The organism is Rhodococcus sp. UNC363MFTsu5.1 (genome assembly GCF_000686785.1).
Lineage (GTDB): Bacteria > Actinomycetota > Actinomycetes > Mycobacteriales > Mycobacteriaceae > Rhodococcus_G > Rhodococcus_G maanshanensis.
In genome coordinates this window covers 275,238-288,029 of the sequence record NZ_JMLO01000003.1, presented here as the reverse complement: position 1 = coordinate 288,029, position 12,792 = coordinate 275,238, and the positions used below count along the sequence as shown (strand labels likewise).

Below are 12,792 nucleotides of genomic sequence, written 5' to 3'. Positions count from 1 at the left end.
CGGGTTCATCAGCTGCTTCGCGATCGTGATGTTCGCCTTCGGTGGCACCGAGATCATCGGTATCACCGCGGGTGAGGCGGAGGACCCGGAGCGCACCATTCCCCGGGCGATCAACACCGTGCCGGTGCGCATCATCTTGTTCTATGTGCTGACCCTGGCGGTGATCATGGCGATCAACCCGTGGCAGTCGATCGGGTCCGAGGGCAGTCCCTTCGTGCAGATCTTCCAGGGGCTTGGTATCGGGCCGGCGGCGACGGTGCTGAACATCGTGGTGATCACCGCGGCGCTGTCGGCGATCAACAGTGACATCTTCGGTGCGGGCCGGATGATGTTCGGCATGGCCCAGCGCGGTCAGGCCCCGGCGGTGATGGGGCAGGTCTCCCGCAACGGGGTGCCGTGGATGACGGTGGTCATCATGACGGTCACGCTGCTGGTCGGTGCGCTCCTGAACTACTTGATCCCGGACAAGGTGTTCCTGGTCATCGCGTCGATTGCGACCTTCGCGACGATCTTCGTCTGGCTGATGATCCTGCTCTCGCATTACCGCTCGCGGCAGCGGATGGATCCGGCCGAGGCCGCGGCGTTGAAGTTTCCGGTGCCGTTTTGGCCGTACGGGCAGCTGATCGCGATCGGCTTCCTGGTGTTCGTGATTGCGGTGCTCGCCTTCGACGCCGACACCAGGGTGGCGCTGATCGTCGGCGCGGTGTGGCTGGCACTGCTCACCCTCGCCTACTTCCGCTTCGTCCGTCCGCAGCCGGAATCGGAGCCGGAACTCGTGCATCAACCGTCCTGACGGCGATTTCCTCGCGCCGCGCCCGATTCGGCGGGAGGATGTGAGCAGCAGCTCGCTTCCCGACGGAGGAGCCCGCAGTGGAGAATCCAGGATCGGTCGTGGTCGGCGTCGGCCCCCTGACGCCCGACCAGGTGCTGCACGTCGCCCGATTCGGTGCCCCGGTGTTGCTGTCGGATCAGGCGGTGTCGGCCATGGCGGCAACCAGGGCGCACATCGAGGCGCTCGCGCGGGACTTCGGTCCGGTGTACGGCGTTTCCACGGGTTTCGGTGCGCTCGCCACCCGGCACATCCCGCCGGAGCTGCGCGCCCAGCTGCAGCGCAGCCTGATCCGTTCGCATGCGGCGGGGACCGGTCCCGAGGTCGAACGCGAAGTGGTCCGCGCGATGATGCTGCTGCGTCTGGCGACGCTGGCGACCGGCCGGACCGGGGCCAGGCCCGAGGTGGCGCACGCCTATGCCGCGCTGCTGTCGGCGGGGATCACGCCCGTGGTTCCCGAATTCGGCAGCCTCGGCTGCTCGGGCGATCTCGCGCCGCTCGCGCACATCGCGCTCGCGGTGACAGGGGAGGGCCTGGTCCGAGACGCCGCAGGCCAGCAGCTGCCTGCCGCCGATGCGCTGGCCGCGGCGGGGATCTGGCCGCTGGTCCTCGAGGAGAAGGAGGGCCTCGCTCTCATCAACGGCACCGACGGGATGCTCGGCATGCTGCTGCTCGCCTGCGACGACCTGCACCGGTTGTTGCCGCTGGCCGACATCACCGCGGCGATGAGCGTCGAGGGGTTGCTCGGCACGGACAAGGTGTTCGCCGCCGACCTGCAGGCGCTGCGCCCGCATCCCGGGCAGGCCACCGCGGCGGCGAACATGGTCCGGCTGCTGGCCGGCTCGGAGATCGTCGCCAGCCACGCCACCCCCGACTGCACCGTGGTCCAGGACGCCTACTCGCTGCGCTGCGCGCCACAGGTCGCAGGTGCCGCCCGGGACACCCTCGCCCACGCCGAGCGGGTCGCGGCGTGCGAGCTCGCGAGCGCCATCGACAACCCGGTGGTGACCCTCGACGGCCGGGTCGAGTCCAACGGCAACTTCCACGGCGCACCGGTGGCCTACGTGCTCGACTTCCTCGCGATAGTCGTCGCCGACGTGGCGAGCATGAGCGAGCGCCGAACCGATAGGTTCCTCGACACCGCTCGCAACCACGGCCTGCCCCCGTTCCTGGCAGGTGACCCGGGCGTGGACAGCGGGCACATGATCGCCCAGTACACCCAGGCCGCGATCGTCTCCGAGCTCAAGCGGCTCGCCGCGCCCGCGAGCGTCGACTCGATCCCCTCCTCGGCGATGCAGGAGGACCACGTCTCGATGGGATGGTCGGCCGCGCGCAAGCTCCGACGGTCGATCGACGGGCTCACCAGGGTGCTCGCCATCGAGGCGCTCACGGCCGCCCGCGGCCTGGACCTGCGGGCCCCGCTCGCACCGTCACCGGCGACGGCGGCGGTGCGCGACACCCTTCGTCAGTACGTCGAGGGTCCCGGGACCGACCGGTTCCTCGCGCCGGAGATCGGGACCGCGGTCGAGTTGGCGGCCTCGGGTGCACTGCTCAGCAGCGCCGAGACGGTGGTCGGGCAGCTGGCCTGAGCCGACCGGATCGGGTAGTCGACTACTCGTGACCCGCGCGGCGCGCAGGGCCCAGGATTGGTATGCGGGCGAACCCGACTGTCGTTGTGAACGAGGTGGTCGTCATGGCTGGGTCCCCGGTGGGGCCGACCGCGGGTGAACGCACAGACCAAGTGGAAGAGTTGATCGCCTCGCTCTGGGCGACCCGCGTTCGCTGGTCCCTCGTGGCCGACCGCCACAAGAAGCGTCTCGACATCGCCCGCGCGACGGCGTTCTACCTCAGCGGCGCGGGCGCGATCGCGGCGACGCTGACCGCGACCTTCCTCAGGACGGCAGACGCGGCCAGGGTCTCGGTGGCGGCCCTCGGCGCGGTGTGCCTGGCCGTCGCGACCGTCGTCGCGGGCGGCCTGCTCACGCCCGACGCGGTCCGTCGATGGACCAGGGCCCGCGCCGCCTCGGAGGGCATCAAACAACTGGTACTGAGGTTTCGGGCCGGGGCTGCCCCCTTCGACGGCGCGGGTGCACCGGCGCGACTGCGGGAGGAGGTCGCCGAGATCGAGCAGGCCGTCGAGGACCTCCTGGCCTACGTCGACGAGATCGACGACGACGATGTGGACGCCCGCAACTCGCCGGTTCCCGGCCCCATGACGCCGGAGGACTATGTCCGGGATCGGGTGCAGGGCCAGATCACCGAGTACTACCGCCCCCGGGCTCGCGAGTATGCGGTCCGGGCCCGACGCCTCCGGCGGTTGGCGCTCGGGTTGAGCGTGGCCACCGCGAGCGTCGCCGCTGTCGTCACGGTTCTCGCGGGCGATGTCGGTGCAGCCGCGGGCGGCCAACAGTCGTCCAGCGTCGCACCGTGGGTTGCCGTCCTGACCACGCTCGGGGGAGCGGTCGCGGCCCATCGAGCCGGCACCAGATACGACTACCTCGCCATGAGTTACTCCGCCTGTGCGGGTCGACTGCGCAAGCGCGTGAACGACTGGCGGACAAGCGGATCACCCACCGACCCGGCCGCGTGGAAGGCCTTCGTCGATGACTGCGAGGGCGCGATCTCGGCGGAGAACGCGAGCTGGATGGCCAAGTGGTCCGAGCGACGATCCGACGTCGACTAGGCCTCACCCGGCCGGTGCGCGCCAGGTGACGACGCGGTGGATCAGCCTGGCCGCGGTCCGCGCGGTCCGGTTGTCGAAGTCGAGTTTCGGATTGAGCTCCGCGACGTCGAGCAGCGCGAGCTTGCCGCTGCGCGCGACGATGTCGCACACCCGTTGGACCACCTCGAGCGGCACCCCGAACGCCGCGGGGGCGCTGACACCGGGTGCCACGGACGCGGGCAGGACGTCGAGGTCGATGGTTAGGTGCACCAGGTCCGCCGTCCTGAGGAACTCGTCGACGAACGACTCGACCGCGGGCAGGTTCGCCGCGCCGCAGTCGTCGTCGAGGAGGTATCGCACGCCGAGCGATACGGCGCGCGCGAACAGCGCCGCGGTGTTGCTCGGCTGCGCGATGCCGAGCACCGCGTAGTTCAACAGGCGCCCCCGTTCCGTCTCGGCGTCGGCCATCTGCAGGAAGGGTGTCCCCGAACTCGGCGCGGGATCGTCGCGAAGATCGAAGTGCGCGTCCAGGTTCAGCACCCCGAGCCGTGCGCCGGACGTGCCCGCCGCGGAGTTCGACAGTCCGAGATAGCTCCCGTAGGCCACCTCGTGCCCACCGCCGAGCACCGCGACGAAATGGCCGGCGTCGAGCAGTCCGGCCACCACCTCACCGAGTCGCCGTTGGCCGTCCTCGAGATGACCGACTGCGACCGCCACATCGCCCGCGTCGAACACCCGGATCGGCGTGGCGAGTGCCATCGACGCGAGCGCGTGACGCAGGGCGGTCGGACCCCTCGCCGCCCCCGGTCGTCCCTTGTTGCGGCGGACGCCCTCGTCGCTGCGGAAACCGACCAGAACGGTTGCCCCTGGCTCGATGTCGGCGTGGAAAGGGGACATCGCCGAATGCCAGCGCAGGTGCGCGGGCCCGGAGCCGTCGTCGCGCCCCGACCAGGCGCCGGGAATGAGGTCCACCCTCGTCATCGTCGATACCCGTCCTTCCACACCTCGTGAACCAGCGGCACACCCGGCCGGTACGCCAGGTGCAGGTGCGAGGGTGCGTCCAGCGCGATCAGGTCGGCCCGGGCCCCGACCCGGATGTGCCCGATGTCGTTGCGCCGCAGCGCCGCCGCGCCACCGGCCGTCGCTGCCCACACGGCCTCGTCGGGGCTCATGTGCATCTCGCGGACCGCCAGTGCGATGCACAGCGGAATGCTCGTCGTGTAGCTCGTGCCCGGGTTGCAGTCCGCGGCCAGTGCGACGGTGACACCGGCATCGAGCAGGGTCCTGGCATCGGGATAGCGGTTGCGGGTGGAGAAGTCGGCGCAGGGCAGCAGCGTCGCGACCGTCTCGCCCGACGCCAGTGCCTCGACGTCCTCGCCGGTCACGAAATTGACGTGATCGACTGAGGCTGCGCCCAGTTCGGCGGCGAGCCGGACCCCGGGCCCGGGGCCGAGTTGGTTGCCGTGCACCCGCGCCGTGAGGCCTGCGGCGATGCCCGCCTCGAGGACCGCTCGCGACTGGTGTTCGTCGAATGCCCCCCTCTCGCAGAACACGTCGATCCACCTGGCGTTCGGCGCGCACGCCGGGACCATCTCCGCACACACCATTCGCACGTACGCATCGGTGTCGCCCGCGAATTCGGGCGGGGTCAGGTGTGCGGCCAGCAGCGTCGCCTCGGACGTGACCTCCGCAGCCACCTCGAGGCTCCGTAGCTCGTCGACGACCGACTGCCCGTATCCCGACTTGCATTCGATCGTCGTGGTGCCCGAGCGGACGGACTCGGCCACCAGCCGCGCTGCGTTCGCGCTCAGCTCGGCGTCCGTCGCGCGGCGGGTCGCCTCGACGGTGGTGCGGATGCCGCCCGCGGCGTATGCGTTGCCCGCCATCCTGGCCGCGAACTCCTCGGCCCGTTCGCCGCCGAACACGAGATGCGCGTGGCTGTCGACGAACCCGGGCAGCGCCGCCCGGCCGCCGAGGTCGACGGTGGCGTCCGCGCTGCCCTGGGGGATGCGGGCACGCGCGCCGACCCACTGGATGATTCCGTCACCCAGCACAACGGCGCCATCGCGGATGAGCCCGAGCCTGCCCTCGCCGGCCTCCGGGTCGTTGGTGACCAGGGTGCCGATGTTGTCGATGACCACCCAGGGGCTGATGCCCACGGTGCTAGCCCTCCCACATCGGGACGCGCAGGCCGCGGGCGGCCGCCACCTCGGCCGCGCGGTGGTAGCCGGCGTCGACGTGCCGGATGACGCCGGTGGCAGGGTCGTTGGTGAGCACCCGCTCGAGCTTGCGTGCGGCCAGTTCGGTGCCGTCGGCGATGCACACCTGGCCGGCGTGGATGGAGCGGCCCATGCCGACGCCCCCACCCTGGTGGATGGATACCCACGACGCCCCGGATGCGGTGTTGACCAGCGCGTTGAGCAACGGCCAGTCGGCGATGGCGTCCGAGCCGTCGGCCATCGACTCGGTCTCCCGGTACGGGGACGCGACCGAGCCTGCGTCGAGGTGGTCGCGGCCGATGGCCAGCGGCGCGGACACCTCGCCGGACGCGACCATCTCGTTGAACCTCAGCCCGGCCCGGTGGCGTTCGCCGTAGCCGAGCCAGCAGATGCGCGCGGGCAGTCCCTCGAACCTGACCTTCTCGCCCGCCAGCGTGATCCAGCGACACAGGTGTTCGTCGTCAGGGAACAGGTCGACGACCGCCCGGTCGGTGGCCGCGATGTCGGCGGGGTCACCGGACAGCGCGGCCCAGCGGAACGGGCCACGGCCCTCCTCGAACAGCGGGCGGATGAACGCGGGCACGAAGCCGGGGAAATCGAACGCCCGGTCACAGCCGCCGCGCCTGGCCTCGTCGCGGATCGAGTTGCCGTAGTCGAAGACCTCGGCGCCCGCGTCCTTGAACCCGACCATCGCCTCGACGTGGGTGGCCATCGATGCCCTGGCCTCGGTCGTGAACCAGTCGGGGTCCTTCTCGGCCATCCGGTGCCAGTCCTCGACCGCGACGCCGATCGGCAGATAGCTCAGCGGGTCGTGCGCGGAGGTCTGATCGGTGACGACGTTGATCGGCGCGTTCATCGCGAGTAGCTGCGGCACCACCTCGGCCGCGTTGCCGAGCAGCCCGATCGACAGCGGGCGGCCCTCGTGACGGGCGAGCACGGCCATCTCCAGCGCCGACTCGACACTCTCGGTCTTCGCATCGAGGTAGTGATGCGCGATGCGGCGATTGATCCGGTCCGGGTCGCACTCGACACAGATCGCGACACCGCCGTTCATGGTCACCGCAAGCGGCTGGGCCCCGCCCATGCCGCCCAGCCCCGCGGTCAGGGTGATCGTTCCCGCCAGCGAGCCCCCGAACCTCTTGCGGGCGACCGCGCCGAATGTCTCGTAGGTCCCCTGCAGGATGCCCTGGCTGCCGATGTAGATCCAGGAGCCCGCGGTCATCTGGCCGTACATGATCAACCCGAGCGCCTCGAGCCGGCGGAACTCCTCCCAGTTCGCCCAGTCGCCGACCAGATTGGAGTTGGCGATCAGGACCCTCGGTGCCCATTCGTGAGTGCGCAGCACCCCGACCGGCTTGCCCGACTGCACCAGCAGCGTCTCGTCGTCGGCCAGGGTCCGCAGCGTGCGCACGATCGCGTCGTACGCCGCCCAGTTGCGAGCGGCGCGGCCGGTGCCGCCGTAGACGACGAGGTCGTCGGGTCGCTCGGCGACTTCCGGGTCCAGATTGTTCATCAGCATCCGGAGGGCACCCTCCTGCTGCCACCCCCGGCACGTCAGGGTGTTGCCGCGCGGGGCGCGGACCGGTCGCGGCCCGGAGTCGGCACGTTCGGTCATCTCGATCTCCCCTCGATGACGTCCGCCCACTCATCACACTCCGTCGGAACCGGGTTGGCCAGAGCTCGGCGGAATCGGCGCCGAGGTCACGGCCGGAATCCACGCTGAGCTGCGCAAAGCTACCGATCGGTAGGTTCGCCGAGGCCGGGCCAGCGGTTGCGTCCGAGTCGGCTAGCAGTACGCTCGTCTTGTTTGGTGCGGATCGACCCGGTTCGCACGGGTTGTATAGATTACTGATTGAGTCGTTCGTGGTCTCGCTCACAAAGCGGGGCCCGAGCCGTGTGACCAGGGGAAACTTCCTAGGAGGACGCGAATACCACATGTCCAAGATCAAGGTTGAAGGCACCGTCGTCGAACTCGACGGCGATGAGATGACCCGCATTATCTGGCAGTTCATCAAGGACAAACTGATCCATCCGTACCTGGATGTGAATCTCGAGTACTACGACCTCGGTATCGAGTACCGCGACAAGACCGATGACCAGGTCACGATCGATGCCGCGAACGCGATCAAGAAGCACGGCGTCGGCGTCAAGTGCGCCACCATCACGCCGGACGAGGCCCGCGTCGAGGAGTTCGGCCTCAAGAAGATGTGGCGTTCCCCCAACGGGACCATCCGCAACATCCTCGGCGGCACGATCTTCCGCGCGCCGATCATCATCTCGAACGTTCCGCGACTGGTTCCGGGCTGGACCAAGCCGATCATCATCGGCCGTCACGCGTTCGGCGACCAGTACCGCGCCACCGACTTCAAGGTGCCCGGTCCCGGCAAGGTGATGATCACCTACACGCCCGAGGACGGCAGCGAGCCGATCGAGCACGAGCTGGTGAACTTCCCCGAGGGCGGCGGCGTCGTCCAGGGCCAGTACAACTTCACCAAGTCCATCGAGGACTTCGCGCGGGCCTCGCTCAACTACGGCCTGCAGCAGAACTACCCGGTGTACCTCTCCACGAAGAACACCATCCTCAAGGCCTACGACGGCGCGTTCAAGGACATCTTCCAGAGCGTCTACGAGACCGAGTTCAAGTCCGAGTTCGACGCGGCGGGCCTGACCTACGAGCACCGCCTCATCGACGACATGGTCGCTTCCGCACTCAAGTGGGAGGGCGGCTACGTCTGGGCATGCAAGAACTACGACGGTGACGTCCAGTCGGACACCGTCGCCCAGGGCTTCGGCTCGCTGGGCCTCATGACGTCGGTGCTGCTGACGCCGGACGGAAAGACCTGTGAGGCGGAGGCCGCGCACGGCACCGTCACCCGGCACTTCCGTCAGCACCAGCAGGGCAAGCCCACCTCGACCAACCCCATCGCCTCCATCTTCGCGTGGACCCGGGGTCTCGAGCATCGCGGCAAGCTGGACAACACCCCCGAGGTGATCGCGTTCGCGCAGCAGCTCGAGGACGTCGTCATCAAGACCGTCGAGGGTGGTCAGATGACCAAGGACCTGGCGTTGCTCGTCGGTGGCGACCAGGGCTACCTCACCACCGAGGAGTTCCTCGGTGCGCTCGACGAGAACATGCAGAAGGCCACCCGGTAACGGAGGGCGCACAGCCGGAAAGTGGGACCAGCCCCAGGTCGGGGCGGGTCCCACTTTTCGTTTGTCGGGGGCCGACTCGGGCAACCTCATGCAGAGTCTCCGTCGAACCGATACTATTCCGGCACCCCCCTGGCTAGGAGCGACGTTGTCTTCCGTTGTGCCCCTTTTCGAACGACCGATCTCACCAACCGAACGTCTGTATCTGGCGATGCAGACGCTTGCCCCGCCGTTCGCCATCCAGTTGGTGATCCAGGGGACGGGCTCGATCGACGAGCGGGACCTCGCGGTCGCGGTGGCAGGCGCGTCCGAAGCCTGCCCCGGCGCCCGGCTCGTCCGGCGTGGCGAGCGTTGGGTGGACAGCGGCATCGCGCCCCCGGTGGTGGTGGCCGCGGAGCACTCGTTGGTGGATACCCCGTTCGACGACCATCCGATGCTGAGCCGTCCGCTCGATCCGGAGCGTGGACCCACCTGTGAGGTCCTGCTGCTGGGAAGTGAGCGGAACACGCTGGTGCTGAGGGCTTTTCATGGCGTGATGGATGGGAAGGGCCTGGCTCTCTGGGCGGCCGAGGTGTTCCGCCTGCTGCGCGGCGAACGGACGGTCGGAGCGCGGGACGCGATTGCCGACCACAGCCTCGTCGAGTCGCTCGGGATCGACGGCAAGCCGACCACGCTGCTCCCCACCGCGCGTTCGCCGTTCGGGCGGGCCCGTCCGGCCCCCGGCGAATCGGACTTCCTCTGGCGCAGGCGCACCGTGGAGGGAACCTCGCCCGCCGTGGTCGCCCGGATCGCCGAGCTGATCACGGCGGCGGTCGGGGGCAAGACCCGGATCATGGTTCCCGTCGACCTGCGACGGCACGACAAGGACCTGCGGTCGACGGCCAACCTGGCGCTGCCGCTGTTCCTCGACGCGACGCCGGGGGACGGGTGGTCGCGCATCCATGCTCAACTGCTGCGCGGGATGGTGGAGTCCCGAGAGCTCGGCGAGATGAACAATGGTGGGCTGCAGCAGATGCCGGTGTGGATGGCGCGGACCATCCTGCGCGCCGGCATGTCCATCGGCGCCCGTACCGGGGGAAATCTGGTGTCGGCGATCGTGTCCCACACGGGTGCAGTCGATCTCGACGAGTTGAGCTTCCCCGGATTCGCGGCCACCGAGGTGTGGGGCCTGCCGGTCCACACGGGCATGGTGCCGCTCTCGATCGTGGTGCTGGAGGCCCGCGGACGAACCGAACTCGTGGTCTCCTGCCGCAACGGTGCGGGGATCGCGTCCCGGCTCGAGCGGCTGCTGGACGATATCGCTGCGGCACTCGGAGCGCAGGCGCAGCCGCGGCCGATCGCATCGCAGGGGTCCGAGCAGGGGCGAACGGTGACGAGCATCTTCGGCGACCTGGTCCAGGCCACCCCGGACGCGGTGGCAGCGATCGGCCGGGAAGGCCAGCTCAGCTATGCGGAACTCGACGCTCGTGCCGACGTGGTGGCCGCGGAACTGCGCGGCCGTGGGGTCCGTCGCGGCGACGTCGTCGCGGTGCTGGCTCGGCGGTCGCTCGACGCCGTGGTGGGATATCTGGGAATCCTCAAGGCGGGCGCGGCATTTCTCGCGCTCGACCCCAAGCACCCGGACGAGCGGATTCTGGGAATTCTCGCGGATTCCGGTGTGCGCCACTGCGTGACGGAGCGGGCGTCGAAGGGACGAGCCGCCCTCGGCGACACCGATGTCCTTGTGGTCGACGACCTGCCGCATTCCGGCGCCGACAAGGTGCCGGATCTCGCCACTCCCGACGACCTGGTCTACGTCACCTACACCTCGGGTTCGACCGGACGGCCCAAGGGCGTCCAGGTCGAACATCGGGGCATCGTGAACCTGATGCGCTCGGCCACCGACTGGTACCGGCTCGGGCCCGAGACCCGCTACGCGCACTATCACACGCAGGCGGCGGACATGGCGTGCGCGGCGCTGCTGCTTCCGCTGCTCAGTGGCGGTGCGGTGGTGCTGGTTCCGGAGGAGATCAATCACCTGGTCTTGTCCGAGATGCTCGAGGGTTCCACGGTGAACACGATGATGGTGACGCCGAGCCTGCTCGAGGTGATGGTCCGGCTGGATCTGCGGCCGGTTGGGATGCGAGCGGTCAGCATCGGTGGTGAGGCGCTGCACGGGCCGCTGGCCGCGCGTGCCCGCGAGCTGTTCGGCCCGGATTGCCGGCTGCTCAACAGCTACGGACCCGCGGAGATGTCGATCGTCTGTACCGCTCTCGTGCTCGACGACGAGCCCTCGGCCGCGCCCCAGCCGGTACCGATCGGTGGCCCGGCCGCGGACACCACGGTCCATCTGCTCGACCCGGATCGCCTGCCGGTGCCCGACGGCGAGATCGGTGAGCTGTACTTCGGCGGCCCGCAGGTGGCGCGCGGATACCTGAACCGCCCCGACGTCACCGCCGAACGCTTCGTCACCCTGTCGACGGGCGAACGGTGCTACCGGACAGGTGATCTCGCCCGCCGACGTCCCGACGGCGCGCTCGAGTTCGCCGGTCGCGTCGACAGTCAGGTGAAGATCAGGGGCAATCGCGTGGAGCCCGGCGAGGTGCAGGCCGCCATCGAACAGCATCCCCTGGTCGGCAGGGCCGCGGTGGCGGCGGTCCGGCGCGCGGAGCGCGGCGACAACGTCCTGGCCGCCTACGTGGTGCGCGCCGCCGAGACCGGTGCGCCGCAGGGACAGGAGCGGAGCCAACGGAGCGATCAGATGGCGCAGCAACTCCGGGACTTCCTGGCGCAGAAGGTGCCCGCGTACATGATCCCAGCCGAGATCCACATCGTCGACGAGATTCCCCTGACCGCCAACGGAAAGCTCGACAGTGCGGCACTGAGCGCCGCCGAGGCGGAGGTCCAGGAGCGGGGGATCGACACCGCGAACGGTCAAGGATCGGCGGAGTCCGACCGGCGGATCGAGGACCAGATCGCCGCGATCTGGGCGAAGGTCCTCGTGGTCGAGGTGAGCACCCTGCGCGCCGATTCGGATTTCTTCGCCCTCGGTGGGGACTCGCTGGCGTCGGTGGAGATGCTCTCGCAGGTCTCGCGCACGGTGGTCGGACGCGCGGGCGAGGCGGCGTTCGTCGCCGAGCTCGAGGAGTTGGTGCACCAGCTCACCCTCGGCAGGGTGTGCGCCGCCGCCGTCCATGCGAAGCGGGCGGGAGAGCTCGGGTGATCCTGGTGGGAAGCGGCGCATTGCTGTGGCGCGCCGCGCGATTCGCATCCGCATCGGATTTCACGGTTGACCTGGTGTGCACCGGGCCCGGCGACGCGGCGCCCGCGGGGCTCGAGGCACTCGCGCACCTGGAGACCACGGACCTCGATGCCGAGGTCGAAACGGTCGCCGATGCCTGCACCGACTCGGTGGTGTGGTCGATCAACAACCCGATGATCTTCGGGCCCGCGTTCGTGGACTCGGACCTGCGGATCTACAACATCCACAACGGCCCGCTGCCGGAGTTCCGTGGGCTGCCCGCCGCCGCGATCGTGCACGCGATCCTGCAGGGCCGCGACGAGTACGCGGCGACGCTGCACCGGGTCGACTCGGGCATCGACACCGGAGCGGTGGTCGATGTCGAGCGGTTCGCGATCGCGCCCGACGATCGCTTCCAGGATGTCATGATGAACGGATTGCGGGCCTGCCACGAGCTGTTCGAGCGGAGCCTGCACGCGGTGATGACCGGGCCGGAACCGTCCGCACCACCCGCAGCTGTTGTGCCCGGCGGCTATTACGGTGCGGCGAGCATCCGGGAGCTGCGGGGACATCGCGAGAACGCGAACTTCGAGCGGGCGACCGCGCTCGGGGTCTTCGCTCCTCGCTACCCGGCGATCGCGGCCGTGGCGGCAGGCGGCGCCGTGCCGGATCTCGAGGCCGCCGGACTGATGTGAAGCTCCAACCAGACAAC

At 69.4% G+C, this 12,792-nt stretch carries 9 protein-coding genes; 6 read left to right on the top strand and 3 right to left on the bottom strand.

The features are described from left to right. From BR31_RS27645 to BR31_RS0106685, 3 genes are all read left to right on the top strand, one after another. Positions 1–793 (top strand): amino acid permease (locus BR31_RS27645; RefSeq protein WP_037175739.1); only part of this gene is annotated, 793 nt, incomplete at its 5' end. Between the two features lie 77 nt (positions 794–870). Beyond that, positions 871–2,418 carry a histidine ammonia-lyase gene (gene hutH, locus BR31_RS0106690; protein WP_027500297.1) on the top strand — a complete coding sequence of 516 codons (1,548 nt, stop codon included), beginning with the start codon at positions 871–873 and terminating at the stop codon, positions 2,416–2,418. A 104-nt stretch (positions 2,419–2,522) separates the two neighbouring features. Beyond that, positions 2,523–3,512: a DUF4231 domain-containing protein gene (locus BR31_RS0106685; RefSeq protein WP_197023566.1), complete on the top strand. Its 990-nt coding sequence runs from the start codon at positions 2,523–2,525 to the stop codon at positions 3,510–3,512. A 3-nt stretch (positions 3,513–3,515) separates the two neighbouring features. On the opposite strand, the gene hutG is transcribed toward BR31_RS0106685, so the two are convergent. From hutG to hutU, 3 genes are read right to left on the bottom strand one after another with little or no spacing between them, the layout of a single operon-like run. Then, positions 3,516–4,472: a formimidoylglutamase gene (gene hutG, locus BR31_RS0106680; RefSeq protein WP_027500295.1), complete on the bottom strand. Its 957-nt coding sequence runs from the start codon at positions 4,470–4,472 to the stop codon at positions 3,516–3,518. After that, positions 4,469–5,650, bottom strand: coding sequence for an imidazolonepropionase (gene hutI, locus BR31_RS0106675; protein WP_442970203.1), 1,182 nt, complete (start codon positions 5,648–5,650; stop codon positions 4,469–4,471). The genes hutG and hutI overlap by 4 nt, the downstream gene beginning before the upstream one ends. A gap of 4 nt (positions 5,651–5,654) precedes the next feature. Further along, the gene (hutU, locus tag BR31_RS0106670) at positions 5,655–7,325 is read right to left on the bottom strand and encodes a urocanate hydratase (RefSeq protein WP_027500293.1); all 1,671 of its coding nucleotides are present in this window, start codon (positions 7,323–7,325) and stop codon (positions 5,655–5,657) included. A gap of 320 nt (positions 7,326–7,645) precedes the next feature. On the opposite strand from hutU, the gene BR31_RS0106665 reads away from it, so the two are divergent. The 3 genes from BR31_RS0106665 (at position 7,646) to BR31_RS27630 (ending at position 12,775) form a co-directional block, all read left to right on the top strand. Beyond that, a complete protein-coding gene (locus BR31_RS0106665; protein WP_027500292.1) occupies positions 7,646–8,863 on the top strand; it encodes an NADP-dependent isocitrate dehydrogenase in 1,218 nt (405 codons plus the stop codon). 145 nt (positions 8,864–9,008) lie between these two features. Continuing rightward, a complete protein-coding gene (locus tag BR31_RS30955; RefSeq protein ID WP_156042376.1) occupies positions 9,009–12,062 on the top strand; it encodes a non-ribosomal peptide synthetase in 3,054 nt (1,017 codons plus the stop codon). Continuing rightward, entirely contained in the window at positions 12,059–12,775 is a 717-nt protein-coding gene (locus tag BR31_RS27630) for a formyltransferase family protein (protein ID WP_051637020.1), read from the top strand. Before BR31_RS30955 ends, BR31_RS27630 begins: the two co-directional genes overlap by 4 nt. Positions 12,776–12,792 lie beyond the last annotated feature (17 nt).

What these genes read in the sequence shown, in the direction of transcription:
- BR31_RS0106685 (WP_197023566.1), top strand. Translation starts at nt 2,523, where the DNA reads ATGGCTGGGTCCCCGGTGGGGCCGACCGCGGGTGAACGCACAGACCAA.
- hutG (WP_027500295.1), bottom strand. Translation starts at nt 4,472, where the DNA reads ATGACGAGGGTGGACCTCATTCCCGGCGCCTGGTCGGGGCGCGACGAC.
- hutU (WP_027500293.1), bottom strand. Translation starts at nt 7,325, where the DNA reads ATGACCGAACGTGCCGACTCCGGGCCGCGACCGGTCCGCGCCCCGCGC.
- BR31_RS0106665 (WP_027500292.1), top strand. Translation starts at nt 7,646, where the DNA reads ATGTCCAAGATCAAGGTTGAAGGCACCGTCGTCGAACTCGACGGCGAT.